The 24,447-nt window shown below is 40.5% G+C and carries 28 protein-coding genes; 18 read left to right on the forward strand and 10 right to left on the reverse strand.

The genetic code is table 11. The features are described from left to right. Positions 1–43 precede the first annotated feature (43 nt). Positions 44–844 (forward strand): bifunctional phosphoribosyl-AMP cyclohydrolase/phosphoribosyl-ATP diphosphatase HisIE, encoded by an 801-nt coding sequence (gene hisIE, locus OFO07_RS04810; RefSeq protein ID WP_270871133.1) that lies wholly within the window; start codon positions 44–46, stop codon positions 842–844. 157 nt (positions 845–1,001) lie between these two features. On the opposite strand, the gene OFO07_RS04815 is transcribed toward hisIE, so the two are convergent. Continuing rightward, positions 1,002–1,607: a lactate utilization protein gene (locus tag OFO07_RS04815; protein ID WP_270862949.1), complete on the reverse strand. Its 606-nt coding sequence runs from the start codon at positions 1,605–1,607 to the stop codon at positions 1,002–1,004. A gap of 250 nt (positions 1,608–1,857) precedes the next feature. Here OFO07_RS04815 and rpmJ point away from each other — a divergent pair, with 250 nt between their 5' ends. The 7 genes from rpmJ (at position 1,858) to OFO07_RS04850 (ending at position 6,748) form a co-directional block, all read left to right on the forward strand. Continuing rightward, positions 1,858–1,971 (forward strand): 50S ribosomal protein L36, encoded by a 114-nt coding sequence (rpmJ, locus tag OFO07_RS04820; RefSeq protein ID WP_270858514.1) that lies wholly within the window; start codon positions 1,858–1,860, stop codon positions 1,969–1,971. A 3-nt stretch (positions 1,972–1,974) separates the two neighbouring features. Beyond that, positions 1,975–2,343, forward strand: a complete 369-nt coding sequence (rpsM, locus tag OFO07_RS04825; protein ID WP_270858513.1) for a 30S ribosomal protein S13 — start codon at positions 1,975–1,977, stop codon at positions 2,341–2,343. A 10-nt stretch (positions 2,344–2,353) separates the two neighbouring features. Beyond that, positions 2,354–2,746: a 30S ribosomal protein S11 gene (gene rpsK, locus OFO07_RS04830; RefSeq protein WP_270858512.1), complete on the forward strand. Its 393-nt coding sequence runs from the start codon at positions 2,354–2,356 to the stop codon at positions 2,744–2,746. A gap of 18 nt (positions 2,747–2,764) precedes the next feature. Continuing rightward, the gene (gene rpsD, locus OFO07_RS04835; protein ID WP_270858511.1) at positions 2,765–3,391 is read left to right on the forward strand and encodes a 30S ribosomal protein S4; all 627 of its coding nucleotides are present in this window, start codon (positions 2,765–2,767) and stop codon (positions 3,389–3,391) included. Positions 3,392–3,401: 10 nt separating this feature from the next. Next, positions 3,402–4,421: a DNA-directed RNA polymerase subunit alpha gene (locus tag OFO07_RS04840; protein ID WP_270871134.1), complete on the forward strand. Its 1,020-nt coding sequence runs from the start codon at positions 3,402–3,404 to the stop codon at positions 4,419–4,421. Between the two features lie 9 nt (positions 4,422–4,430). Beyond that, positions 4,431–4,787, forward strand: coding sequence for a 50S ribosomal protein L17 (rplQ, locus tag OFO07_RS04845; protein WP_270858509.1), 357 nt, complete (start codon positions 4,431–4,433; stop codon positions 4,785–4,787). A gap of 155 nt (positions 4,788–4,942) precedes the next feature. After that, positions 4,943–6,748: a Na/Pi cotransporter family protein gene (locus OFO07_RS04850; RefSeq protein ID WP_270871135.1), complete on the forward strand. Its 1,806-nt coding sequence runs from the start codon at positions 4,943–4,945 to the stop codon at positions 6,746–6,748. Between the two features lie 109 nt (positions 6,749–6,857). On the opposite strand, the gene OFO07_RS04855 is transcribed toward OFO07_RS04850, so the two are convergent. The 6 genes from OFO07_RS04855 to recA are packed head-to-tail and all read right to left on the reverse strand — an operon-like array spanning position 6,858 to position 11,703. Beyond that, positions 6,858–7,475 carry a hypothetical protein gene (locus OFO07_RS04855; protein ID WP_270871136.1) on the reverse strand — a complete coding sequence of 206 codons (618 nt, stop codon included), beginning with the start codon at positions 7,473–7,475 and terminating at the stop codon, positions 6,858–6,860. 10 nt (positions 7,476–7,485) lie between these two features. Next, the gene (locus OFO07_RS04860; RefSeq protein ID WP_270871137.1) at positions 7,486–8,118 is read right to left on the reverse strand and encodes an NAD(P)H-dependent oxidoreductase; all 633 of its coding nucleotides are present in this window, start codon (positions 8,116–8,118) and stop codon (positions 7,486–7,488) included. Between the two features lie 9 nt (positions 8,119–8,127). After that, positions 8,128–8,862 (reverse strand): hypothetical protein, encoded by a 735-nt coding sequence (locus OFO07_RS04865; protein WP_270871138.1) that lies wholly within the window; start codon positions 8,860–8,862, stop codon positions 8,128–8,130. Then, positions 8,859–9,416 carry an FtsB family cell division protein gene (locus OFO07_RS04870; protein ID WP_270871139.1) on the reverse strand — a complete coding sequence of 186 codons (558 nt, stop codon included), beginning with the start codon at positions 9,414–9,416 and terminating at the stop codon, positions 8,859–8,861. Before OFO07_RS04870 ends, OFO07_RS04865 begins: the two co-directional genes overlap by 4 nt. Continuing rightward, positions 9,416–10,666 carry a phosphopyruvate hydratase gene (eno, locus tag OFO07_RS04875; RefSeq protein ID WP_270862959.1) on the reverse strand — a complete coding sequence of 417 codons (1,251 nt, stop codon included), beginning with the start codon at positions 10,664–10,666 and terminating at the stop codon, positions 9,416–9,418. Before eno ends, OFO07_RS04870 begins: the two co-directional genes overlap by 1 nt. Further along, positions 10,666–11,703, reverse strand: coding sequence for a recombinase RecA (recA, locus tag OFO07_RS04880; protein ID WP_270871140.1), 1,038 nt, complete (start codon positions 11,701–11,703; stop codon positions 10,666–10,668). The genes eno and recA overlap by 1 nt, the downstream gene beginning before the upstream one ends. 124 nt (positions 11,704–11,827) lie before the next feature. Between recA and OFO07_RS04885 the strand changes: the two genes are divergently transcribed. The 4 genes from OFO07_RS04885 (at position 11,828) to OFO07_RS04900 (ending at position 15,871) form a co-directional block, all read left to right on the forward strand. Then, entirely contained in the window at positions 11,828–12,691 is an 864-nt protein-coding gene (locus OFO07_RS04885) for a menaquinone biosynthesis family protein (RefSeq protein ID WP_270871141.1), read from the forward strand. 244 nt (positions 12,692–12,935) lie between these two features. Then, on the forward strand, positions 12,936–13,970 hold the full coding sequence (locus OFO07_RS04890) for a hypothetical protein (protein ID WP_270871142.1): 1,035 nt from the start codon (positions 12,936–12,938) through the stop codon (positions 13,968–13,970). Positions 13,971–14,021: 51 nt separating this feature from the next. Next, on the forward strand, positions 14,022–14,798 hold the full coding sequence (locus OFO07_RS04895) for a UDP-N-acetylmuramate dehydrogenase (protein ID WP_270871143.1): 777 nt from the start codon (positions 14,022–14,024) through the stop codon (positions 14,796–14,798). A gap of 86 nt (positions 14,799–14,884) precedes the next feature. Beyond that, complete coding sequence (locus OFO07_RS04900) at positions 14,885–15,871, forward strand: cation diffusion facilitator family transporter (protein WP_270871144.1); 987 nt, start codon at positions 14,885–14,887, stop codon at positions 15,869–15,871. A 193-nt stretch (positions 15,872–16,064) separates the two neighbouring features. Here the strand turns inward: OFO07_RS04900 and OFO07_RS04905 are convergent, their stop codons facing one another. The 3 genes from OFO07_RS04905 to dnaG are packed head-to-tail and all read right to left on the reverse strand — an operon-like array spanning position 16,065 to position 19,892. Continuing rightward, a complete protein-coding gene (locus OFO07_RS04905) occupies positions 16,065–17,180 on the reverse strand; it encodes a DUF362 domain-containing protein (RefSeq protein ID WP_270871145.1) in 1,116 nt (371 codons plus the stop codon). A gap of 55 nt (positions 17,181–17,235) precedes the next feature. Beyond that, entirely contained in the window at positions 17,236–18,222 is a 987-nt protein-coding gene (locus tag OFO07_RS04910; RefSeq protein WP_270871146.1) for an argininosuccinate synthase domain-containing protein, read from the reverse strand. Then, positions 18,219–19,892, reverse strand: coding sequence for a DNA primase (gene dnaG / locus OFO07_RS04915; RefSeq protein ID WP_270871147.1), 1,674 nt, complete (start codon positions 19,890–19,892; stop codon positions 18,219–18,221). Before dnaG ends, OFO07_RS04910 begins: the two co-directional genes overlap by 4 nt. 60 nt (positions 19,893–19,952) lie before the next feature. On the opposite strand from dnaG, the gene OFO07_RS04920 reads away from it, so the two are divergent. The 6 genes from OFO07_RS04920 to OFO07_RS04945 are packed head-to-tail and all read left to right on the forward strand — an operon-like array spanning position 19,953 to position 24,330. After that, the gene (locus OFO07_RS04920) at positions 19,953–20,978 is read left to right on the forward strand and encodes a tetratricopeptide repeat protein (RefSeq protein WP_270871148.1); all 1,026 of its coding nucleotides are present in this window, start codon (positions 19,953–19,955) and stop codon (positions 20,976–20,978) included. Further along, complete coding sequence (gene rnhA / locus OFO07_RS04925) at positions 20,956–21,381, forward strand: ribonuclease HI (protein ID WP_270871149.1); 426 nt, start codon at positions 20,956–20,958, stop codon at positions 21,379–21,381. Before OFO07_RS04920 ends, rnhA begins: the two co-directional genes overlap by 23 nt. Positions 21,382–21,439: 58 nt before the next feature. Beyond that, the gene (gene rnc / locus OFO07_RS04930; RefSeq protein WP_270864748.1) at positions 21,440–22,111 is read left to right on the forward strand and encodes a ribonuclease III; all 672 of its coding nucleotides are present in this window, start codon (positions 21,440–21,442) and stop codon (positions 22,109–22,111) included. A gap of 8 nt (positions 22,112–22,119) precedes the next feature. Next, positions 22,120–23,190: a chorismate synthase gene (aroC, locus tag OFO07_RS04935; protein WP_270871150.1), complete on the forward strand. Its 1,071-nt coding sequence runs from the start codon at positions 22,120–22,122 to the stop codon at positions 23,188–23,190. A 15-nt stretch (positions 23,191–23,205) separates the two neighbouring features. After that, a complete protein-coding gene (locus OFO07_RS04940) occupies positions 23,206–23,664 on the forward strand; it encodes a hypothetical protein (RefSeq protein ID WP_270871151.1) in 459 nt (152 codons plus the stop codon). A gap of 9 nt (positions 23,665–23,673) precedes the next feature. Beyond that, positions 23,674–24,330, forward strand: coding sequence for a hypothetical protein (locus OFO07_RS04945; RefSeq protein WP_270871152.1), 657 nt, complete (start codon positions 23,674–23,676; stop codon positions 24,328–24,330). The last annotated feature ends 117 nt before the right edge of the window (positions 24,331–24,447 follow it).

Here is a 24,447-nt window from a genome sequence, read left to right on the forward strand (position 1 = left end):
GCGGGATTGCAAATTTTGCAAATTTTACAAAAACGGAGATTTTATGATTAAGGTTGATTGGCAAAAGGTCGCTGGCTTGCTTCCAGTGGTGGTGCAAGATTACAGCGACGGGGCTGTTTTGATGCTTGGCTATATGAATGAAGAAGCGCTTGCGCTCTCGCTAGAAACGGGGCTAGCGCACTATTTTTCGCGCACAAAAAATCGCATTTGGAAAAAGGGCGAAACAAGCGGAAATGAGCAAATCATAAAATCTGCGTTTTTAGACTGCGATAACGACACTCTGCTTCTTAAAGTCGAGCAAAAGGGCGGTGCGGCGTGCCATACGGGAGCGAAGAGTTGTTTTTTTAACGAAGTAAAATTTGGCGAGAATTTGGCAAATTTGGCGCAAAATTCGGAGCAAAATTCGCAAAATTTGGGCGGTGGAAATACTGCGCCCAAAACTGCTCGCAAAATTTCGCCTTATGATATTTTAGATGAAATTTACCATGTTTGCTTGGATAGGAAATTTAACGCTGACCCTGCGAAATCGTATGTCGCAAGCCTGTATAAAAAGGGCGAAAATAGCTATCTCAAAAAAATCGCCGAAGAGGCATGCGAGTTCGCGCTTGCGTGCAAGGATCTAACCCGTGCAAAATCTGCGCCAAGTAGCCAGCGGGCGCGTTTTGGCGAGCATAGAGCGGGCGAGCCAGAATACGACGCGATTTACGAGGGCGCGGATATTATTTTTCACATGCTTGTAGCCTTGGGGGATCATGGAATCCACCCTGAGACGATTTTGCGCGAGCTTGCACGCCGTGAGGGTATCAGCGGGATAGAGGAGAAAAATTCAAGGCAGGAAAAATAAAATCCTGCGAATTTGTTGTCATTATGGGCAAAGTGTTGTAATCTAAGGAAATTCGAATAAATTTTGAAAATTTTAAGCTATGGGCTTTTAAATTTTCCACTCGTAGATTGTCATTGCGAGCAAGGTGTGCCCGCAATGGCAAAACAGCGAAATTTGCTTAAAATCCTAAATTTTCGTTAATCAAAATCACTTCGTATTCACAGCCATACGGCGGATAGTAAAATATGCTAAACCCCCTGCACATGCGCTCTTTGCTCTTGCAGTCGTAGCATTTATCCCCGTTTGCGACACATGGGGTTTTTGATTTAAAGCGATTTGTATTTTTCACGGCGGCTATGTTTCTAGCCCTGCTCATCGCACTATCAAAATCTGGCGCGATTTTGTTTTTGCCCACGATGAAATAGACCTTTTTGTGCCCGTAGCAAATCGCTGCTATGCGGTTGCCGGTGCCGTCGATGTTGATGATTTCGCCGTCTTCTGAAATGCCATTGACAGATGAGATATAAACATCGGTCGTAAGGGCTTTTTTGCGCGTTTCATCGACGCTAAGATTTTTGTCAAGTAGCCAGTGCCAGTAGGTTTCGTTGTGCTCTCTGAGGCTCTCATACAGCCCCATTTCCTTTACGCTCATCGAACCGCCAAAGCCCACGCTGACATCGTGGATATAGATATTTAGATACTCCACAGCCTTTTCTTTGCTCTCAAAAGCGCTGACCTTGTAACCTAATTTTTCCAAATTTTTGGTTATTTTGTCGAAATTCATACCTGCCCCCTGAAATAAAATTTGGTTATTTTATCAAAATTTGCAAAAATTTAATTTAAATTTTGCGTGTTAAATAAGTAAATTTAAAGCTAAATTTGGATAAATTTGCCATTTTTTGCAACTAACTGCGTGAAGAAGTGTTTTCAAAATCACCGCTATTTTGAAAACAGTTGGTTTGATACTTTCGCCTGAAATTCGTTAAACCTAAGTGCAAGTTGCATTAAGCGGAATAAAATTTTAGGAGTGTAGGATGAAAGTTCGTCCTTCTGTTAAGAAGATGTGCGACAAATGTAAAGTCGTCAAACGCAAAGGTGTTGTCCATGTAATTTGTGACAATCCAAAACATAAACAAAGACAAGGATAAGTTATGGCTCGTATCGCAGGTGTTGATTTACCAAAGAAAAAAAGAATTGAGTATGGCCTAACTTATATCTATGGTATAGGTCTTTTTACTTCAAGAAAAATTCTTGATGCCACTGGCATTTCTTACGACAAAAGAGTTGCTGATCTAAGCGAAGATGAGGCTGCTACAATCCGCAAAGAGATCCAAGAAAACTATATGGTTGAGGGTGATCTTAGAAAAGAAGTTGCGATGAATATCAAAGCTTTGATGGATTTGGGTGGTTATAGAGGTTTAAGACACAGAAAAGGTCTTCCTGTTCGCGGTCAAAAAACAAAGACAAATGCTAGAACCCGCAAGGGCAAACGCAAAACTGTCGGCGCGGCAACTAAATAAGGATTGAGAAATGGCAAAAAGAAAAGTTGTTAAGAAAAAAACCGTTAGAAAAAATATAGCAAAAGGTATCGTTTATATCTCTGCTACATTTAATAACACAATGATTACAGTTACAGACGAAATGGGAAATGCTATCGCATGGAGCAGTGCTGGCGGACTAGGATTTAAAGGCAGCAAAAAATCAACTCCATACGCAGCTCAACAAGCAGTAGAAGATGCGCTTGGCAAAGCAAAAGAGCATGGCATTAAAGAAGTTGGTATCAAAGTTCAAGGTCCAGGTAGCGGTAGAGAAACTGCTGTAAAGAGCGTGGGTGCTATTGAGGGTATTAAAGTTACATATTTCAAAGACATTACTCCTTTGGCCCACAATGGTTGCAGACCACCAAAACGCCGCCGCGTATAATAAATTTAGGAGAATATAATGGCTAGATATACAGGACCAGTTGAAAAATTAGAAAGAAGACTAGGCGTTGATTTATTTATGAAAGGCGAAAGAAGACTAGCTGGAAAAAGCGCTCTTCTAAAAAGACCTTATGCGCCAGGCCAACACGGACAAAGACGCGCTAAACTTAGCGAATACGGCTCACAATTAAGAGAAAAACAAAAAGCTAAATTTATGTATGGCGTTAGCGAAAAACAATTCCGCAAACTATTCGCAGAAGCTGCTCGTCGCGATGGAAACACAGGTGCGATTTTAATCCAACTATTAGAGCAAAGACTTGATAATGTAGTTTATAGAATGGGCTTTGCTACAACTCGCCGTTTTGCAAGACAACTTGTAACTCACGGACATATTTTAGTCGATGGAAAAAGACTAGATATCCCATCATACAATGTAAAAGCTGGACAAAAAATCGAAGTTATCGAAAAAAGCAAAAACAATCCTCAAATTTCAAGAGCGGTTGATTTGACAGCTCAAACAGGTATCGTTGCTTGGGTCGATGTAGAGAAAGAGAAAAGATATGGAATTTTCTCACGCGTTCCAGAAAGAGATGAAATAGTTATTCCTGTCGAGGAAAGATTTATCGTAGAGCTTTACTCTAAATAGTAGGTGAAACATGAGAAAAATTACAACATCAGCTCATATGCCAACTGAATTAAAGGTTGAAAATGTCAGCGAAAATGTTGCTAAAATCGTAGCATATCCTTTTGAGACAGGATACGGCGTCACTCTGGCTCACCCTTTAAGAAGATTGCTATATACTAGCACCGTCGGATTCGCTCCGACTGCTGTCAAAATCGATGGTGTAACCCACGAATTTGATAGTATGAGAGGTATGCTCGAAGATGTTGCTGCATTTATCATAAATTTGAAAAGCCTAAGATTTAAAATCAAAGGCGATTCAAAAAGAGAGGTTGTAGAATACAGCTTCAAAGGACCAAAAGAGATTTGCGGAAGCGATCTTGGCAACGATTTGGTCGATGTAGTAAATCCTAGCGCATATTTGGCTACTATTAACGAAGATGCCGATTTGAAATTTACTCTAATCGTAGAAAAGGGCATTGGTTATGTTCCAAGCGAAGAGATAAGAGACACTCTTGATAGCGATTATATCGCGCTTGACGCTTTCTTTACGCCTGTTACAAAAGCAGTGTATGATATCGAAAATGTCCTAGTCGAGGATAACCCAGACTTTGAAAGAGTAGTATTTACGATCACAACTGACGGACAAGTAAGCGCAATCGACGCATTTAAAAATGCGTTAGAGGCTATGTATCAACAACTAAGCGTTTTCAAAGGCATAGTAAATATCAATATTTCTGATACTTTGGGAAAACAAATCCCTACAAATTCAGAATTTGCTAAATTATTTGAAAGCATTAATAGTTTGAATTTAAGCGCAAGAAGCTTTAACTGCTTAGAAAAAGCCGATATTAAATTTGTCGGTGAAATCGCTATTATGAGCGAATCAGAGCTAAAAGACCTTAAAAATTTAGGTAAAAAATCTCTTGAAGAGATTAAAGGCATTATGGAAGAAATCGGTTATCCATTAAGTAATGATAAACCAGAATTTTTAAGCAAAAAAGATAGCCTTAAACAAAAGCTTGAAGAGCTTAAAGCACAATCAAAAAATTAAGGATAATAAATGAGACACAATCACGGATATAGAAAGCTAGGTCGCACTTCGTCTCATCGTGCTGCACTGCTAAAAAATTTAACTATCGCATTAGTAAATAGCGGCAAAATCGAGACAACGCTTCCTAAGGCAAAAGAGCTTAGAAGTTATGCTGAAAAACTAATCACAAGAGCTAGAAAAGGCGATAGCGAAGCTCATAGATTTGTTTTCGCTGCATTACAAGACAAAGGCGCAACAAACAAATTAGTTACCGAAATCGCTCCAAAATACGAGGGCGTAAATGGTGGCTATACTCGTATCATCAAAACTCGCGTTCGCCGTGGCGACGCAGCTGAGATGGCATACATCGAGCTAATTAGCAAATAATCAAAATTCGGGAGAAATCCCGAATTTTAAATTTTAAAATTCTTCAAATTTCCCTTTAAATTTCAACCTTTAAATTTAGATTTTAATCCCAAATTTACGCAAAATATTGTAATATTTCGACTTTTAAAAGCCTCAAAAATAAAAAAAGGAAAAAGTTGCAAATCCAAAATGATTTTTTAAAAAAACTAATTGATTTAAGGCACAAAATCGCCTTTGGCCTTATCCTTATCATCGCCTGTGCGCTAATGGCGTATTCGAAAAGCTTTATGACAATCGCCTTTGGAATTTGCATTTTTATCTTTGCGATAAATTTGCTAAATAGGGCCCTAAGCGGTCTAAGCATAATCGAAAATTTTTTACACAGCGTAACTTCTAGCAAATTTAAAAGCTTTCTTTTTGGGTTTATCACGACCTTTATTATGCAATCAAGCGGCCTAGTTAGCGTGCTTGCGATATCGTTTTTAAGCGCGGGGTTAATCGGGCTTAGCGCTGGGCTAGCTATCATTTGTGGGGCAAATTTGGGCACGGTTTCTGGTGGTTGGCTCTTTGCCCTGGGGCTAAAAACCCAAATCGCATACTACGCAATGCCTCTGATAATCCTAGGCTCGCTGTTTTTATTCACCAAAAACCAAAATTCCAAAAGTTTTGGCTATTTTTTATTTAGTTTAGGGCTTTTATTTTTAGGAATCCACTATATGAAGGGCGGATTTGAGGAGATCAAAGACACGGTCGATCTAGCAAAATACGCTATGAGCGGGTTTGGCGGGCTTTTGATTTACACATTTGTGGGTATTGTCATTACGATACTGACCCAGAGCTCGCACGCCACGCTCGCCCTTGTCATCGCAGCTCTTGGCGCGTCGCAGATAAGCTACGAAAACGCAATCGCAATCGCCATTGGCTCAAATATCGGAAGCACAATCGTGGCAGTCATCGGCTCACTTTCGGCGAATTTCGACGGAAAAAAGCTAATGCTTGGCCATGTGATTTTCAATGTCGCCACGGCTGTTTTGGTGATTGCGCTGATAAAATACTTTGTGCTTGCCACAGACTGGGTGAGTGCGTATGTGGGGATAAAAAGCGATGATTACGCGCTCAAACTCGCTGTTTTTCACACGATTTTTAATACTTTTGGGTGCATGATTTTTTATCCGCTAATCTCAAAACTTGAAATTTTACTAAACAAAATCATCACCGGCAAGGTCAAACGCGCCAAAATCATCAAGGCAAAATTTCTCGACGAAAACGCGCAAAAGGTGCCAAATACCGCATTTATCCTGCTTATCAAAGAAATGGGCAGGTTGTATTCTAACACCGTCTCAATCGTGGCAAAATCAATCAGCATTAGCAAAAATGACCTTAGCTCGGAGCTTGGCTCGGCTGAGATTATCGCCAAACGCTCGAAGCCAAAGGAGATAAATTTCGACGAGCTTTACGAAAACCGCTTCAAAGAGCTTTACTCACAAATCACAGACTACCTCATCGGCGCTAGCGCAAACGCCAAAGATAGCGATTTGACGCGCTTTATGAATATCCGCAGAGCTAGCCTACTTCTAGCCGAAACACTAAAAGATGTCAAACTAATCCAGCCAAATATCTTTAAATTTATGAGCTCATCGAACGAACATATCCGCGCCGAATACGACAAACTGCGCGCAAAAATCGTAAAAATGCTCCGCATTATGGAGAGTTTGCGCGATTTCGAAATTGATAGCAAAGAGGGTATGAAGGAGCTTAGGGCGCTTTTTGAAGAATACCGCAAAAGCGCGCTTGCACCCGATAAACTTCTAGCTGAGAAGCTCATTTCAAACAAAATGGCGACCTCGCTGATGAACGATATGGAAATCGTCAATGAAATCACTTCAAGGCTTTTAAAAATCGTGGAAATTACATTTAATTACGGCAAAGAAAACGATGATTTTGAAATTATTCGCGATAATCTGCGCCCAAAAGAGGTGTGAAATTTCGCTTTTATAAAATTTTGCTTTTGCATGAAATTTTACTTTTGCGCGAATTTGCTATTTTAGATTTGCACCAAATTTAGCCCCTTTTGGTAAAGGGGCATTTGGATTAATCTGCCAAATTTATCGTATCGATAATCTCTCTGGCATGGATTGCGTAGTCGTTGGCAAGGGCTTTTTGGAAAATTTCGGCTAGTTGCTCATACGAGCCATCACCTCCGCCGAAAAACTCGCTGTCGCCGAAATTTCTCTCGTTTGTAGAGATTGTTTTATTATAAATCGGCTTGCCGTTTTTTAGAATTTTAAGCTTCAAATCGTAGCTGATAAATGGCTTTGCTGTCACATCAAAGCCGTCTGCGCTATAAAAGCCAAATTTAAAATCGCTGATTTGTGGGACGATTAAAAGCGCTGTCTGGCTTATGAGTTTTTCATCATTTACGAGATTTGCGCGGAGCAAATACGAGCCGATAAATCGCTTCGTCTCGCCCCCGACAAACTCGCCAAGGCTAAGGGTTAGATCCTTTTTTTTGCCAAGGCTAGTTGAAGAGACGAAAGTTTGCTCGCTCATAATATCAGCCGGGATATAAATTTGAGTTTCCCTCATGGCGTTTGCGACTAGGATATTTTCATCATACGGGGCGACATCTGCGCCGTTTTTGAACTCGGCCTTGTGCGCACAACCAGCAAAAAGTGCGCAAACAAGGGCAAAAGAAAAAAGCTTTTTCACGAAATTTCCTTTATTTTATCACTTTTACGACATCGTCAAATGCACGGCGTAGTTTTTTAGGCTGCGGATTTACGCGGTATCCAAACGGAAGCACGAGTGCCACGCGGCGGTCGTTTGGCTCGTATCCTAGCGCTCTTGTTAGTTCAAGCCTATCATCAATACCCTCGATTGCGCAGCTATCGATCCCGCGGCTTGCGGCCTCGTTCATCATAGTCATCGCTGCGAACATACATTGAGCGTGCGACCAGCCAAATAGCAATTCATCGTTATTTTTGAAATTTGCATTTAAAAATTCATCGTAGAATTTTACCCTTGCCTCGCGCTCTTCTGCGCTTTTGTCCTCACGGCGAGAAATCATTTTGGCGATGTATTCGCTACCGTTTTTGAGCTCAGAAATTTTCGCCATGATTACGACAAGGCGCGCTGAGGTGGTGATTTGAGGCTGTTTCCAGCAAAGATTGCAAATTTTTTGCTTCATTTCATCATTTTGTATAACCAAAAAATCCCATTGTTCAAGCCCAGTCGAGCTTGGAGCTAAAATTCCAGCTTCTAGGATTGCTCTGAAATCCTCGTCTGATATTTTTTTGTTTTCGTCAAAAATTTTGCATGCGTGGCGAAAATTTAAAATTTCTGTATGTGTCATACTCTCTCCTTATTTTAGTTTGATTATGTAGCCATTGGCGAAATTTTCAAAGCTAGCGTTTGATTCGCCGCTGATTTCGAGGCTGTAAAATCCCTCATCTCTGGTGATATTAATGTCATAAAACCCGCCCACATTTACCATAAATCCAGCCTGACTAAGCTTCATTTCGTCCCTAAAAAGCTCGATTTTTGCAAATTTGCTTTTGTTTGTGTCGAGGGATTTAATCTCATCTTTTGTGATGATTTCAAGGCTATGATTTTTGATAACGAACTGCAATTTATCATCAAATTTAATCGTCTCTAACGGCAAATCAAGGCGTGGCGTAAAATATGGCTTAGGCATAGAAATACCGCCGTTTTGCTCCAAATTTGGGTCGTTTGAAGTGACAGAAACATCTAAAATTTTAGAAAGTGCAGGTTTAGCTCGCGCGCTTAGCATAAAATCATCTCGCCAATCCACAGAGCGATTTATGTCGATGATTTTTTCCTGTATTGCGCCATTTTCGTCGCTGTAACGCACTATGATTTGTGTGATTACCTTGGCGTTTGAGGGTAGCGAAAAGAGCTGCGAGGTAAAGTCATCTGGCGGGATTATGGGTTTTATAACTTGAAATTTAGGCGCACTTAAATTTTGCTCTGCGCTTGAATTTTTGTCTTTGTTTGTGGAATTGGCGTCTAAATCCGCGCTAGAATTCGTATCGCCTAGCAGTAAAACTGCGCATAAAAGGGGTAGTAAAATTTTCATTTAACCAAATCCGGATCCAGCAATCTGCGCTCCAAATATGTCTTTTGAAGCTCGGCGTTTTCGCTTTTTAGCCTCTCGATATCCGAAAACAAAAACGCCTTTTGCTTTTGCAAATCGCGCAAAACCTCCAACGAGCGCTTGCCAAAAAGCACATCGTATAAGAAAAATCCAGCATAAGCGATAGCCACTAGCCCGCAAAGCGCAATGGCGATTTTTTTAAATGGCGATTCGATTTTTCTGAAATTTCTAGGTTTGCTAAATTTTGGCGAATTTTGAGAATTTTGCGAATTTGGGCTTTGCGGGGCGCGCGTTTTCGCGCCTGAATTTTGGCTAGAATTTGGCGTAAAATTTGCGCCCGAATTTGGCTTTTGCGCCGAATTTGCGCCGAATTCTTGCTCGTAGAAATCCCGGGCTAAATTTTCACTTTTGCCCTCTTGCTCATCGTAAAATTTAGCCCCGATTTGGCTTAAAATTTCGCTATCGTCGCCAAATTGTGCGCGCTGGGCGTAAGAGCCAAGCTCGCGCGCACCACTACCCTTTTTTTTAAAAAGCATTATAGTTTGTTGCCCAAAAATTCGTCGCTTTCGCACTCGATTTCAAGCAAGCGGTTGTATTTTGCGTTGCGCTCGCTTCTTGAAGTAGCGCCTGTTTTGATTTCGCCTGTATTTAGCGCGACCGCAAAATCAGCGATAAACGCATCTTCGCTCTCGCCGCTTCTGTGGCTCATAATGCAGCGATAGCCGTTGCGTTGCGCTAGGCGCACGGTTTGCATGGTTTGCGACACAGAGCCAATTTGATTTGGTTTAATCAAAATCGCATTTGCCACGCCTTTTTTGATACCTTCTAGCAAAATTTTCTCGTTTGTTACAAACAAATCATCGCCCACGAGTTGCACTTTTTTGCCAAGGCGCTCGGTTAGCTTTTTCCAGCCGTCCCAGTCATCTTCGCTTAGACCATCTTCGATTGAGAAAATTGGGTATTTTTCGCACAAATTCGCGTAGTATTCAATCAACTCTTCGCTTGTGAATTCTCTGCCTTCTAATTTGTATTTTCCGTCCTCGTAAAGCTCGCTAGAAGCGACATCTAGGGCGATTTTAATCTGCTCGCCTGGTTTGTATCCAGCCTTTTCGATTGCGCTCATAATGATTTTAATCGGCTCTTCGTTGTCTTTTAAATTTGGTGCGAAACCGCCCTCATCGCCCACAGCTGTGCTATGACCTGCGTCGTTTAGTATTTTCTTTAAAGTTTGATAAATCTCAGCTGCTGCGCGCAAAGCGTCGCTGAAATTATCGAAACCAAACGGCATAATCATAAATTCTTGGAAATCCACGCTGTTGTTTGCGTGTGCGCCACCGTTTATGATATTAAACATTGGCACAGGCAAAATGCTAGCGTTTGCGCCACCTAAATAGCGATATAGTGGCATATTTAGGCTTTTTGCAGCCGCTCTCGCAACCGCCATAGAGACGCCCAAAACAGCATTTGCGCCTAAATTTGAGTAATTCTCAGTGCCGTCAAGTTCCAACATAGTATCATCGATAAATTTTTGATTATACGCATCGGCTCCCACAATTGCCTCAGCGATTGCTTCATTTACATTAGCGACCGCTTTTAGCACGCCTTTTCCGCCAAATCTTGCGTCTTTATCGCGTAACTCCAAAGCCTCTCTTTTGCCTGTGCTTGCCCCACTTGGCACTACTGCGCTCGCTACCGTGCCGTCGCTTAGCTCGACTGTGGCTTTGACCGTCGGATTACCTCTGCTATCTAAAACCTCGATTGCATACACATTTTCTACAAATACCATTATTCTTCTCCTTTATCATCATCGCTAGAATCGCTTAAATTCACGCCTTCGCTTCCCATTTGTTCTTTTATTTTGCCTAGAATTTCATCGGCCACGCTCGGATTATTTTCTAGGTAAATTTTGGCATTTTCTCTGCCTTGACCAAGCTTCGTATCGCCATAGCTAAACCACGCGCCACTTTTATCGATAATATCTAGTTTGACGCCATAATCAATCAATTCGCCGACTTTGGAAACGCCCTTGCCAAACATAATGTCAAATTCTGCCACTTTAAACGGCGGAGCGACCTTATTTTTGACCACTTTTACCTTCGCGCGGTTGCCGATTGGTTCCTCGTTTTGTTTGAGTGTGGCGATTTTGCGAATATCAATACGCACTGATGAGTAAAATTTCAGCGCATTTCCGCCTGTGGTGGTCTCTGGCGAGCCGTATCCTGTCATACCGATTTTCATACGAATTTGGTTGATGAAAATCACTGTTGTTCCCATTTTATGCACGACGCCTGTGAGTTTGCGAAGTGCTTGGCTCATTAACCTTGCTTGAAGTCCTACATGCTGATCGCCCATATCGCCGTCGATTTCGCTCTTTGGCGTAAGCGCCGCGACGCTATCAACGATAATCAAATCAATTGCGCCACTTTTGGCTAGGGTTTCGACGATATCAAGGGCCTGCTCGCCAAAGTCTGGTTGGCTTACATATAGATTGTCTGTATCCACGCCCAAATTTGCGGCGTATTTGACATCTAGCGCGTGCTCGGCATCGACAAATGCGCAAATTCCGCCAGCCTTTTGGCACTCGGCGATGATATGAAGTGTCAAAGTAGTTTTACCAGAGCTTTCTGGTCCGTAAATTTCGATAATTCTGCCCTTTGGCACGCCACCGATTCCAAGGGCGATATCAAGGCCGACTGAGCCTGTGGATATCGCGTCGATTGCCTCGACTTGTTTATCGCCAAGGCGAACCAAAGTGCCTTTGCCAAACGCTTTGTCAATCGATTTTAGCGCGGCGTCAAGGGTTTTTTTCTTTCCTTCGTCCATAGTGTTCCTTAAAAAAAATTTACCGCTGATTTTAGCAAAATAACTTTAATAATAGGTTGTGTGATATGGCGAAATTTAACCCTTTTTTGTTATGATTGCACAAAATCAAATTTAAGGTAAGATTATGAAAAACATTAGCGTTGCTCACTCGCCCGATGCGGACGATATTTTTATGTATATGGCGATAAAATTTGGCTGGGTTGGTTCTTCGTGGCTGAGATTTTCTAATAAAGCAGACGATATTCAGACGCTAAATTTGGCAAGTCTTGCTGGGACTTATGATGTTTGTGCTATCTCTTTTGCATTGTATCCAAAAATTTACGCTGATTATGCTCTACTTCGCACAGCTGTGAGCTTTGGCGAAGGATATGGTCCAAAACTGATAAAGAAAAAAGGCGTGAAGCTAAAACCGAATTTCAAAGTCGCCCTAAGTGGCGAACACACGACAAATGCGATGATTTTTCGCATTGCTTACCCAAACGCTAGAATTGTGTATAAAAATTTCTTAGAGATTGAAAATGCCGTGCTTAGCGGAGAAGTCGATGCCGGGGTGCTGATACACGAGAGCATTTTGGATTTTTCTAATGAGCTTTGCGTGGAGCGCGAAATTTGGGACATTTGGAGCGAGTTAAACGGCGAAAATTTACCGCTTCCGCTTGGCGGTATGGCGCTTCGCAGATCTCTGCCACTAACTGACGCGATTGAATGTGAAAGGGTGCTGACTGACGCCGTGCGGGTCGCTCACGCAAATAAATCTTTGCTTTCAAAAATGTTGATTGAGCGAAATTTGGTGCGAGTTGATGATAAAAAGCTAGAAAAATATTTAGGACTTTACGCAAACGAAAATTCGATTACGATGAACGAAACGCAATTAAAAGCAGTGCAAAAGCTTTTTGATTTGGGCTTTGAAAATGGCTTTTACAGCGAACAAATTTGCGCGAGAGATATGCTGATACCGACGGAATATAAGGAAATTAGGAATAGTTGAATTTCTCATTGTTAGAAATGCGAAGTATTGCGTGGTAGGCTAACGACGCTATTGGCGTCTTTTTGGGTTGTAAATTTTTTATTTGATATATCGTTAAAATAATTAAAAATTTGAGAATTTATGCTTTTTTAATAAAATAGAGCAAGCGTTTATACAAAATTCAAAGGAATTTAATGAAAAAAATTATTTTAGTTTTAATATTTTTTTAACAAATTTTATTTTTGCACATAAATTAGACGAAATGATGTTAAATAAACTGCAATCAGCAGATTATACAAATTGCAAAAATTCTCAATGTCTTTGGAATTTTATTGTTAGTTGTGAAAAAGAAGAATGCGAAAAAAGAAAGCAAGAATTACAAAATTCTTATGATGAAATTTTAGAAGTAGATATTGCAAATTTAGATATTGACGATGAAGATAAAGTTTGCTTAGAGCTTGAAAAATCTTTTGTTACAAAGGATTTTTCAAACCTAAAATCTATGCTTGATAAAAATCCAAATTTAATAAATCAAGATTTATTTCTTGATACAACAAAAGTCCCACTAGCTCAAATGTGGGCTACACAATCTTACGATGCAGAGCATTTGTATAATGTTTTAAATTTGCTTTTAAGTTATAAGCCAGATTTAAATAGTGGAATAAAAAATGAAAAACACACATTGTTCGGTTCTTTAATCGTATATCCATTTGAAAATAAAGATAGAATTAAAATTTCAGATATGCTTTTAAAAAACGGTCTTAATATAAATAAACAAAGTGTATATCTAGGAAAAAAACATAAATATCCAGAAAGCAATGTGCTAAGTATAGCTTTAATGTCTGATAATTTCGAAATGTTTTCATATTATTTAAAAAACGGAGCAATTGATGATGTAGTGCTATTTTTTATTTTTTCACATCCTATGTATAAATATAGTGATGAATTGAGTTTATATTGGAAGAATGGAATTGACGAAAACTATGAAAAACTTATAAATTCATTGGAATTTAAACAAGCACAAAATAATGGAATAAAATATTTGCAAGAATATCTAAAATATAGAAAATTAAATGAAGAAATAGAAAAAACTTTAATTTCTTCGGTTAAATATGTCGCCTTTACAAATAATCTAAACGCCTTAAAAATTTTGATTGACAATGGAATTTTAGAAAATGAAAAAGCAAAAAATATCTTTATAAATTTTGCAAAAAACTATAATATGATAGAAATGTTGGATTTACTAAATAATGCCATTCATGTGGAACAAAAAATTGAGTTGCCGTCGCAAGAAAAATAATTTCAAATTTAAAAATATTGTATAATAACGCAAAAATTTTAAGGCATAGTTATGGCGAAAATTTATAAGGAAATTGACTTTTCGAAATATAGTTCGGTGAAAATCGGTGGTGTGGAAAAAGTTGAAATTTTAGACGAAAACAGCGAATTTAACGGCTTTGTCGTGGGTGGGGCAAATAATCTTTTAATCTCGCCAAATCCGCCACAATTAGGAATTTTAAGCGATAAATTTGACTTTATTTCGCTTGACGGCGACATTTTAAAAATCGGTGCAAAAACAAAAAGCGCTAAAATTTACAACTTTGCAAAACAGCAAAATCTCGCAAATTTCGAGTTTTTAAAAAATATCCCGGGCACACTTGGCGGACTTCTTACGATGAACGCAGGACTTATGGGCTTTGAAATTTCGCAAAATCTCATTAGCGTTTGCACAAACAAGGGCGAATTTGGCAAAGACGAGTTAAATTTCGCCTATCGCCACAGCGAAATTAAGGGTATTATTTTAGAAGCTAAATTTAGAGTTTCGCACGGATTTAACGCCCTTTTAAGCGACGAAATCGCAAAAAAACGAGCAAATCAGCCGCGTGGTGCAAGTTTTGGAAGCTGTTTTAAAAACCCAGGGGGCGATAGCGCTGGCAGGCTCATCGAAGCAGTAGGCTTAAAGGGCTTTCGTGTCGGCGGGTGCGGATTTAGCGAGGCTCACGCAAATTTTCTCATCAACTACGGCGGGGCTACATATTTTGAGGCAATCACGCTCATAAATTTAGCCAAAATGCGCGTAAAAGCCGAATTCGGCGTGGATTTACACGAAGAAGTGGTGATTTTATAGCGTCAAGTTTCCTTGCGCGCTTGCTGATAAATAAATTTTAAGCGAATTTGCGATATAGGCTAGCCAAATCAATCACGGAGTTTTTTATGACTTGCAAACACGATTTTTATAGCCATAAACCTATTATCCCAAGCCAAGCGTCGCACTCGCACAGCCACTCTCATGGCAACTCGCATAGCCACGAGCATTTTCGCGACCACGCTCACTCGCACCACGATCACAGCCACGCAGTGTGGGCGAACACAAACAAAAAAATGCTTAAAATTTGTATTGCTATTACGATTTTTGCGATGATTTTTCAATTCGTTTATTCTATCATTACAAATTCTCTCGCGCTTTTAAGCGATACTTTGCACATGTTTAGCCACGCTTTTGCCCTAAGCCTAAGCTATTTTGCGGTGAAAATTTCGGAATTTAGCGGTGGGAGCGAGCGGACATTTGGATTTTTTAGAGCTGAGATTTTGGTGGCTTTTGTAAATTCGCTTTTGAGTTTTGGATTTGCTATTTTTATCGTGTATGAGGCTGTGTGCAAACTGATAAACCCTGAAAGCATAGACGCAAAAACGCTTTTGGTAGCTGCTTTTATCGGGCTTGTAGCAAATGCGATGAGCGGACTTTTGCTAATCAAAGCTGATATGCAAAATATAAATATAAAATCAAGCTTCATACACATGATGAGCGATTTGCTAAGCTCGGTTGGCGTCATTTTGGGTGCTGTGATTGTGTATTTTACGGGTGCGTTTTGGGTGGATTGCGTTTTGGCTATGATGATTGCCTTTGTGATTGGAAAATGGTCATATTCTTTGGCGAAAGATAGCGTAAATGTGCTTTTAGAGACTTCGCCGATACCTATACAAAGCATAAAAAATGAAATTTTATCGCATGAGTTTGTGCTGGATACGCACGATATTCACCTCAGCGAAATTACGCATAATTTTTATGTTTTGACGGCTCATATCGTCATAGAGAGGGAAAATTTGGATAAATTTTCGCAAATCATCGGTGAATTATCGCAAAATTTAATGCAAAATTTGCGTATCGCACACTGCACATTTCAGCCAGAGTGGAGTTGAAATTTGTGTTAAATTCGCGCGAAATTTAACATTGAACGATTTCTTAAATTTTAGGCAAAATTTTGAAATTTTGCAAAAACACTAACCTTAAATTTTAAATTCGTAGATTGCTTCGTCGCTATCGCTTCTCGCAATGACAGATTGGGCATAAAATTTTAAATTTATGCCCAATGAATTTTACTGATAGTTTTATTTACTGACCATCAGAGACCCATTTTCCGCTGATACCCTTTACGGCGTCTGCTACTTTGATTTCCACATCGCCGTTATCTATATCTATCAGGTGATAGCGGTCGTTGCCCATATCCATTTCCTTCATATACGAAAGCTGTCTAAGCCCATGGCGAGTTTCTATGCGCTCGACGAGATCGTGCTTTGATGACTTTGGCAAGGCATAGACGAGATCAACCGAAGCCTGATCTGCTGCTAGGATATCAAGCGAGGCGACAATGCCGATATCAGGAGTCACGACAGGATCTGCGCCAGTTCCTTCGCAGTCGCAAGAAACGCTCATATTGCGCAATACATTTATAAAGGCGATTTTGTGAGCGAAATATGTCGTTATTGCTTTACTAGATTCGCTCATGCGCTCCATAAGCTCTTCTTCGCTGATGCTCCACTGATCTTTACCCTCTGCGGAGTGGATCCATTTTTTGCCTATTCGTCCGTCAGCGCAACCGATACCGATATTTTTATTCGAGCCTCCAAATCCCCCCATCATGTGTCCCTTGAAGTGAGTAAGGGCAAGAAACGAATCATAATCAAGAATATTTTTTCCCATAGACATTTCGCTAAACCATTTGCCATGTGGTACTGGTAGCAATGTGGTGCCAGCTTCGTCTATTATATCTACCCTAGAAAAGGTCCAGCCATTTGTTTCGAGAGTTTTGCGATGATCTTCTGTGTTATACCTTGCACCTGCGTAATATGTGTTTGTCTCTACAATAGAGGCGTTAGGAAGACGAGAGCTCATAAGCTCCTTTACCCATGGGCGTGGAATAATATTTGGACCGTGTGGTTCTCCGGTATGGAGTTTAACCGCGACTTTGCCGACTAATACGCCTTTGATTTTATCAAATATTTTGGCTAGTCCTGCGGGAGAGAGATCCCTTGTAAAATACACATAAGACTCAGGCCCTTTTCGCTGGTCATACGGGACATAGCGTTCTCCGCCGACACCAGCGACTGGGGTTTTAGGCGCGTTTGTTTCCTCTTTTTTCTCTGCTGCGCTAGCATAGTTTGAGAGAGCTCCAAGTGCCGCTGCGGCTCCTGCCATTTTCACAAATTTGCGCCTTACAATATCTTCCATAGTCTATACCTCTCTTTCTTAAAGCTTATATAGTTTATTACTATTATATAACAATTTAATTAATAAAATATTTTTGCGCTTCGGCCTTATCCTCAAACGGCGTGGCCATAAATTTTTCGTTTTCAATGATGACTTCATAGCTTTTGCTCGGTTGAAATTTCATATAAGTTAGTGCAAATTTCGCCGCTAACTCCATGTCATCGCGACTAGCACCACGCGAAATGAGCGAGTATGCACCTACGAGTGGCTCGATAAATTTAATGCGCACAAATTTTGGATTTTGGATATTTCTTAGGCGCGCATTATCATCTTCGTTGCGTCCGATTATCATTTTTGCACCACCACTTAGGCGCAAATGACGGCCAAATTTTAAAATTTCAGCGTCCTGCGAAGTCTGCAATTTTTCAAATTTCATCATATCTTTGATTTTATCAGCGTAGCTTTGGATCGTAAGCAAACACCCGCCAGCTGGCGTTTCGTAATCATCGAAGCCAAATTCCCCCGCTAACTCCATTTGGCGCGTTCGCCCCCTGCCGCTGATATCTAGCAGTTTTTCGCGATCGACCCAGCCGTTGATTTCAGGTGCGCTTGGTGCCATTAGTTTCGCGCTTAGCGGGCGCAAGATTAGGTTATTTTCATCGCTACTTAGTTTGCGCACCTGCGCCATTGCAGCGGCTCTTTGGCTCATCGGGCGCTGTCCTAGCACCTCGCCAGAAATCACAAAACTAGCCCCCATTGCACCAAGCATAGAAAGCGCAGTTTTAAACATATATCCGTGGCAGTCTATGCAGGGATTAAACTGCTTGCCATAGCCGTATTTTGGGCTAAAAAGCACATTTTGCAAATACTCATCTCTGATATCTACGCGCAAAAACTCAGCCCCAGCCATGCGCGCTCGCTCGCTCATAATCTCGCTTTTATCATCTTTACCACCAAAGCCAATATCCATATAAAGTGCCGTAACACCGATATTTTGCATAGTTATTAATTTTATGGCTAGCATTGAATCTAGCCCACCGCTAAAAAGTGCGAGTGCCTTCATTTTTTTCCTTTTAATTCGTTTATTTTTTTTTGATATTCGAGGATTTTATCGAGCCTATCAGGGTCGTTTGAAACAAGCAATTTTTGCATTTGCTCCTCTAAAACCCTGCGACGAAGAAGCATGCAGGCCTTGATAAAATTTGTCTCATTTGTAATGGCTAAAATTTTATTATCCAAGGCAAGCGCGCGCAGACTTTGCTCGTCATCTTCGCTTTTTTGCGCTGATATTAGGGCTTCATACACCCTGCCATGCATACGGAAATCCTGCACGCTAAGGCAGTTTAGGCCGTTTGCCATGAAATTTTCGTTTAAAAGCATGGATTTTATGACTTGAAGCTCGGTTATGTCTTTTAAATTTGAGCCATCTGGTTTTGGCGCGTTTTCTTGCGGTTTTAAATTTTGCTTTGGCGCGAAATTTGCGCTCACACCCGAATTTGAACTTAGCGAAAACGCACTAGGCGAAACATCTAAAATTTGCGCTACCAAACTCGTATATGACTGCGCCACCACGGGATTTAGCGCGTTAGTAAATTCTTTGATTTCATTTAGAGCCTGCTCTTTTTGCACAGGGCGAGTTAGGTCGTATTTTCTGGCGATTTCACGGATCAAAAACTCTCCGCCCTCCATGCCATTAGCGTAAATTTGGGCTAGTTCGCGCACTTTGCCAGCTTGCACCATATCGGCTGGATCTGCGCCACCGCCTATGATAACCACGCTATTATCAATGCCGTTTGCGCATAAGAGTCTAGCGCTTTTTATCGCAGCGTTGATTCCTGCGCTATCTCCGTCGAAGCTTAAAATCACGCGCAAATCCCCGCGTTTAATCAGTGGCAAATGTAGTGGCGTCAAAGCTGTGCCGAGCACGGCTACTGCGTTGTCGATACCTGCTTGGTGAAGCATTATGACATCCATATAGCCCTCTGTGATGATGAGGGTTTTTTTATCATACGCGCTTTTTTTGGCTAGATTGTAAGCGTAAAAAATCCGCGATTTATCAAAAACCGCGCACTGGGGCGAATTTACATATTTGGCGGGATTTCCACTAATCGTGCGCCCGCCAAAGCCCACGATTTTGCCCGTGTGGTTGTGAATCGGAAATGTAATGCGCTCGATAAAGCTAGCATAACTTCCACGCTCGTTTTGCTTAATCGCGCCCACATTAAAGGCGTCGCGCGCTTCGATTTGCTCGTTTTGCAAAACACGGATTGTCTGCGCACTAGGCCCAGCCCAGCCAAGGCCAAATTTCTGTATCGTCTCATCGCTAAGACCGCGCGAGTGCAGATACTCTACCGCGCTAGGATTGTTATAAAGCTGGCTTTGGTAAAAAGCATTTAGAATTTCTAAAATTTTTTTATCTTCGCGTTGAAAATTGCGCTCATTTGTGTATTCGAGCTCGAAACCATACATCGAGGCTAGCTTTTCTACGGCTTCTTTGAAATTTAGCTTTTCGTAGTCTTGGACGAATTTTATAGCATTTCCACCAGCCTTGCACGAAAAGCAGTGAAAAATCCCAAGCCGTGAGCTCACGCTCATACTAGGGTGCGAATCATCGTGAAATGGGCAAATTCCAACGAAATTTGAGCCAGAGCGTTTGAGCGGGACATATCTTTCTACGACATCTACGATATCAGCGACGGCTAAAAGCCTTTCAATACTTTCATTTTTAATCATTTGCAAATTATACCCACACTTTGCTATAATCGCCCTTTATTTTATACCACGAGGCGAAATTTGGACAATTTTTTTCTTGATGATCGCGATCCGATTTTTGGGCTAATTGTTTTAATCAGCATTATTTTGTTAGTTAGCGTTTTAAGCTATGTTTGGGGGATTTTTCATAAAAAAAACGAAAGGACAAATTTAGAGAATTTTATCAAAAAATTTGACACCCTAGACGCGCTTAGCGACGCTCACCGCGAGCTTTTATCAAGCCCGCAAATCGATCAACCTACCCTTGGGGTGTTAGCGAATTCTTTTGTCAAAAGCGGGGATTATGAGCGGGCGATTGAAATTTATCTAATCGCGCTAAATAAAACCACAAACGGCGCACAAAGGGAGTTTGTGCTGACAAATTTAGGCATTGTGTATTTTAAAGCTGGATTTATGGGCAGGGCTGAGGAGGTGTTTTTGGAGGCTTTGCGTCTGCGCCCACGCAATCAAACCGCGCTAAATCACCTAACCGTGATTTATGAGAGGCTTCGCAGGTTTGACGAGGCGTTGCAGGTCTTAGACGCGCTGCAAGAACAAGGCGTAGATGTCTGGCAAGGCGCGCAATATATCAGAGCTCAAATCATAGCAAATGACGCAAACACGCCATTTAGCGAGAAAATAAGGCAAATTTTAGCCCTAAATTTCAAGGGTGCAAAGAGATTTTGCATAGAGCTTTTTATCAAAAACAAAGAGCCATTTGGCGAATTTAGCGAATTTCCAAATTTAAGCGAAGTGATTGATCTAATCTATCCACTAAAAACAGCCGTAAATTTGGGCGATAGCGACTATAATGCGCTGTTTTACGCGCTTGGTAGAAGCGAGAAAAAGCCAGAAAAACCTAGCCAAAATTTCGAAATAAACGCCCTTGTAGCGATGAAGGAAGCGGGATTTGCGGGGGCTAGTTTAGCGTTTTCGTATTCGTGCGCGAAATGCAAAAGCCAGGTGGGGATATTTTCTCATCGTTGTCCTGTGTGCTACGAAATGGCTAGCGTGGGTGTTGGCGCGAAAATCTCGGAAGCAAACAATGAAATCAGTCAGACTTTTTAGCGACGGTAGCAGTCTTGGAAACCCAGGAGCTGGGGGCTGGGCGTATATTTTAGAATACAAGGGCGCTAAAAAATGCGAGTGTGGCGGCAATGCGTGCGCTACAAACAACCAAATGGAGCTAACCGCGGCGATTATGGGCTTAAAGGCGCTTAAAGAGCCATGCGAAGTGGAGCTTATCACAGATAGTCAGTATGTGGTAAATGCGATAAATTCGTGGCTTCATAAGTGGATAAAAACGGATTTTAAAAACAAAAAAAATGAGGATTTGTGGAGGGAGTATATCAGAGTGGCAAACGGCCATAAAATCACGGCCGTATGGATCAAAGGGCATGCTGGACACCCGCAAAATGAGGCTTGCGACAGCCTAGCTAGGGGCGAGGCGCAAAAGTATAAAAAGGCTTAAATTTTGCAATGAGCGTTGCTAAATTTAAGAATTTTTGCAAATTTAATAAAGGAAAAAAATGCAAAATTTATCAAATTTAGAAGAAAAACTTGGTTATAAATTTAAGGATAAAGCAAGGCTTGCAGTCGCGCTAACGCACAGAAGCGCCAAAAATGGCGCAAACAACGAGAGATTGGAGTTTTTGGGCGATGCAGTTATGGATTTGATAGTGGGGGAGTATTTGTTTGTGAAATTTAACTCAAATGAGGGCGATCTCAGCAAACTGCGCGCGGCACTTGTCAATGAGACGAGTTTTTCAAAATTTGCTAGGTTTTTGGGGATTGGGGCGTGTCTGAATATGTCGGCTTCCGAGGAAAAAAACGGCGGCAGGGAGAAAAACTCGCTACTTTCAGACGCTTTTGAGGCGACGATTGGCGCGCTGTATTTGGAGGTGGGGCTAGAAAAAACGGCCAAAATCGTAACCACTCTGCTAGAAAAAATTTATCCAAAGATCGAATTTAACGAACTTGTGAAGGATTATAAAACCTCACTTCAAGAAATCACGCAGGCAAAATTCGGCGTTACGCCCGAGTATCGCTTGCTAGGCTCAACTGGACCTGATCATAAAAAAAGCTTTGAAATGGCGGTTTTCGTGGGTGGCAAGGAGTTTGCTAGGGACATCGGAAACAGCAAAAAAGAGGCCGAGCAAAAGGCAGCAAAGATTGCGATTGAGATTTTAGAAAAAAATTAGGATAAAAAATGAACACACTAGGTATAAAACTCAGGCTTTCGACTTTTGGGGAGAGCCACGGCGTGGCGATTGGTGGGGTTTTGGACGGTTTTCCAGCGGGCGTGAAAATCGATACTAAATTTTTACAAGCCGAACTAGACAGACGCAAACCGGGCGGTAAATTTGCCACTTCTCGCAAAGAAGCCGATGAAGTGCAGATTTTAAGCGGAGTGTTTGACGGGCTTAGCACGGGAACGCCGATAGCTTTTGTGATTTACAACGCAAATCAGCACTCAAAAGACTATGAAAATTTAAAAGAGCTTTTTCGCCCGGGACACGCTGATTTTGGCTATTTTGCTAAATACGGCATTAGGGATCACAGAGGCGGGGGAAGAAGCTCGGCAAGAGAAACGGCGATAAGGGTCGCAGGTGGCGCGTTTGCACAAATGCTTTTAAATGAATTTGGCGTGAGCGTGAAAAGCGGAGTTTTAAGCGTAGGCGAGATAAAGGCTGAGAATTTAGACTTCGCAAATGCCCAAAATAGCGAGATTTTCGCACTGGATAAGGGCGCGGAGAATTCGCAAAAAGAGCTTATAGCAAATTTAAAGAAAAAGGGCGAGAGCGTGGGTGCGAGTGTGCTAACAATCGCAAATGGCGTGCCAAAGGGGCTTGGAGAGCCACTTTATGCTAAGGCTGACGCGTTAATCGGCGGGGCGTTCATGGGGCTAAATGGCGTAAAAGCCGTAGAAATCGGCGACGGCGTGGAAACTTCAAGCAAATTTGGCTCACAAAATAATGATTTTATGGATAAAAATGGCTTTAAATCAAACCACGCAGGGGGCATTCTAGGCGGTATCACAACGGGAGAGCAAATCATCATAAAAACGCATTTTAAGCCAACGCCTAGCATTTTTGCTGACCAGCCGACGATTGATAAAAACGGCGATGAAACGATTTGTTCGCTTCGTGGTCGCCACGATCCTTGTATCGGAGTGCGTGGCAGTGTCGTCTGCACGGCACTTTTACGGCTGATTTTAGCCGATTTACTTCTACTAAATGCAAGTGCAAATTTGGGGAATTTAAAGAAAATTTATGGGTAAAATTTGAGGTCGTAAATGGGAACAAAAATAAGCAAAAAAAGGAAAATTTTCAACGCTTTTTTGGTGGTTATTTTGGTATTTATAGGAATTGCGCTTTTTACACCTAGATTGCATACTGGGACGATACATCTTATTAGGTTTGCTAATAATAGCAAAAACACTAGTACTTTACCATTGCACAGTTATGAATTTTATATACGAAATTTTGAACAAAGCAAACTTACAAGTATTCTTTCAGATAAAAATAAAGAAAATTTGCTTGTAATTATAGATGCTGATGAAATAAATGGAATTATAAAAGATATAAAATGCTTTTTTAATCCGACTGGTTCTATTATCCCATGCAAATATTATCTTTATAAACAAGACGGCAAATTTAAAGAAGTAGATTTTTCTGAATTTGTAAGATTATCGGAGCAAAATATCACACAAGTTGTCATAAAAGAAAAATCTCGCAGGTTTCAGGATTTTTGATTTATAAATTTGAGAGAAATAAATATGAAAATTATTCCAAATCCAAATGAAATTTGCCCATTAGAATTAAAAAATTCAAAAGTGATTAAAAATTTGTCAATTTTACAAATTTTTGTTTCATTATTTTTTGCTATGGCATTTATTCCGTTTTTTCTTTCGTTTTCTAGCAAATTTGAATTTTATTTTGCCTTGTCTTATTTTGTGATTTATTCGATAAGGGCTTTTAAATTTAAAATATTTTTAAAAAACAGCAACAAAGCAAATCTTTTTAAAATACTTATCGTAGGAATTACGCTAATTTCATTATATTGGATTTCGTTTGGTTATTTGGATTATATTAAAGAGTATGCGAAATTTATAGCTATTTTGCCAATTTTAGGTTTTTTGCTGATTGTAAAAGCATATTTGATGACAGATTATATTGATTTCAAACTTTCGGCATTATTGCATTTTTTTTATCTTTTGTCCATTTTATTGGGACTATTGGCTTTGCTTGATAGTGAGCCAATTGAACACGCTATTATGGCGGCTGGGTTGGCTGGTATTATAATTATTATTCCAATGTTTTTTCTATTTGTATTCTTTATTGAAACTATTGCTGAGTTTATATTTTGGAAAAAAATTTTAAAAAATAAAAGGGTCAGTTTAAAGGAAAAAAATGAGTAATAATTTTCCAAATCCAAACAAAATTTTCCCATTAAAATCGGGGTTAGAAAGTGTAAAAGAAAAAATCAAAGAAATGCTTGGAAAAACCGAACAAATTTAATGAAATTTGATTGAAAT

Source organism: Campylobacter sp. JMF_06 NA1, from assembly GCF_027737785.1.
In the GTDB taxonomy this organism is placed as follows: domain Bacteria; phylum Campylobacterota; class Campylobacteria; order Campylobacterales; family Campylobacteraceae; genus Campylobacter_B.

Bases quoted from the DNA above. Each gene is read 5' to 3' on its own strand.
- rpsD (WP_270858511.1), top strand. From the start codon at position 2,765: ATGGCTAGATATACAGGACCAGTTGAAAAATTAGAAAGAAGACTAGGC.
- OFO07_RS04890 (WP_270871142.1), top strand. From the start codon at position 12,936: ATGTTAAATAAACTGCAATCAGCAGATTATACAAATTGCAAAAATTCT.
- OFO07_RS04940 (WP_270871151.1), top strand. From the start codon at position 23,206: ATGGGAACAAAAATAAGCAAAAAAAGGAAAATTTTCAACGCTTTTTTG.
- OFO07_RS04885 (WP_270871141.1), top strand. From the start codon at position 11,828: ATGAAAAACATTAGCGTTGCTCACTCGCCCGATGCGGACGATATTTTT.
- OFO07_RS04865 (WP_270871138.1), bottom strand. From the start codon at position 8,862: ATGAAAATTTTACTACCCCTTTTATGCGCAGTTTTACTGCTAGGCGAT.
- OFO07_RS04905 (WP_270871145.1), bottom strand. From the start codon at position 17,180: ATGGAAGATATTGTAAGGCGCAAATTTGTGAAAATGGCAGGAGCCGCA.
- OFO07_RS04895 (WP_270871143.1), top strand. From the start codon at position 14,022: ATGGCGAAAATTTATAAGGAAATTGACTTTTCGAAATATAGTTCGGTG.
- hisIE (WP_270871133.1), top strand. From the start codon at position 44: ATGATTAAGGTTGATTGGCAAAAGGTCGCTGGCTTGCTTCCAGTGGTG.
- OFO07_RS04840 (WP_270871134.1), top strand. From the start codon at position 3,402: ATGAGAAAAATTACAACATCAGCTCATATGCCAACTGAATTAAAGGTT.
- OFO07_RS04815 (WP_270862949.1), bottom strand. From the start codon at position 1,607: ATGAATTTCGACAAAATAACCAAAAATTTGGAAAAATTAGGTTACAAG.
- rnhA (WP_270871149.1), top strand. From the start codon at position 20,956: ATGAAATCAGTCAGACTTTTTAGCGACGGTAGCAGTCTTGGAAACCCA.
- rpsK (WP_270858512.1), top strand. From the start codon at position 2,354: ATGGCAAAAAGAAAAGTTGTTAAGAAAAAAACCGTTAGAAAAAATATA.
- rpsM (WP_270858513.1), top strand. From the start codon at position 1,975: ATGGCTCGTATCGCAGGTGTTGATTTACCAAAGAAAAAAAGAATTGAG.
- rnc (WP_270864748.1), top strand. From the start codon at position 21,440: ATGCAAAATTTATCAAATTTAGAAGAAAAACTTGGTTATAAATTTAAG.
- rpmJ (WP_270858514.1), top strand. From the start codon at position 1,858: ATGAAAGTTCGTCCTTCTGTTAAGAAGATGTGCGACAAATGTAAAGTC.
- OFO07_RS04900 (WP_270871144.1), top strand. From the start codon at position 14,885: ATGACTTGCAAACACGATTTTTATAGCCATAAACCTATTATCCCAAGC.
- recA (WP_270871140.1), bottom strand. From the start codon at position 11,703: ATGGACGAAGGAAAGAAAAAAACCCTTGACGCCGCGCTAAAATCGATT.
- OFO07_RS04910 (WP_270871146.1), bottom strand. From the start codon at position 18,222: ATGAAGGCACTCGCACTTTTTAGCGGTGGGCTAGATTCAATGCTAGCC.
- aroC (WP_270871150.1), top strand. From the start codon at position 22,120: ATGAACACACTAGGTATAAAACTCAGGCTTTCGACTTTTGGGGAGAGC.
- OFO07_RS04860 (WP_270871137.1), bottom strand. From the start codon at position 8,118: ATGACACATACAGAAATTTTAAATTTTCGCCACGCATGCAAAATTTTT.
- dnaG (WP_270871147.1), bottom strand. From the start codon at position 19,892: ATGATTAAAAATGAAAGTATTGAAAGGCTTTTAGCCGTCGCTGATATC.
- rplQ (WP_270858509.1), top strand. From the start codon at position 4,431: ATGAGACACAATCACGGATATAGAAAGCTAGGTCGCACTTCGTCTCAT.
- OFO07_RS04870 (WP_270871139.1), bottom strand. From the start codon at position 9,416: ATGCTTTTTAAAAAAAAGGGTAGTGGTGCGCGCGAGCTTGGCTCTTAC.
- eno (WP_270862959.1), bottom strand. From the start codon at position 10,666: ATGGTATTTGTAGAAAATGTGTATGCAATCGAGGTTTTAGATAGCAGA.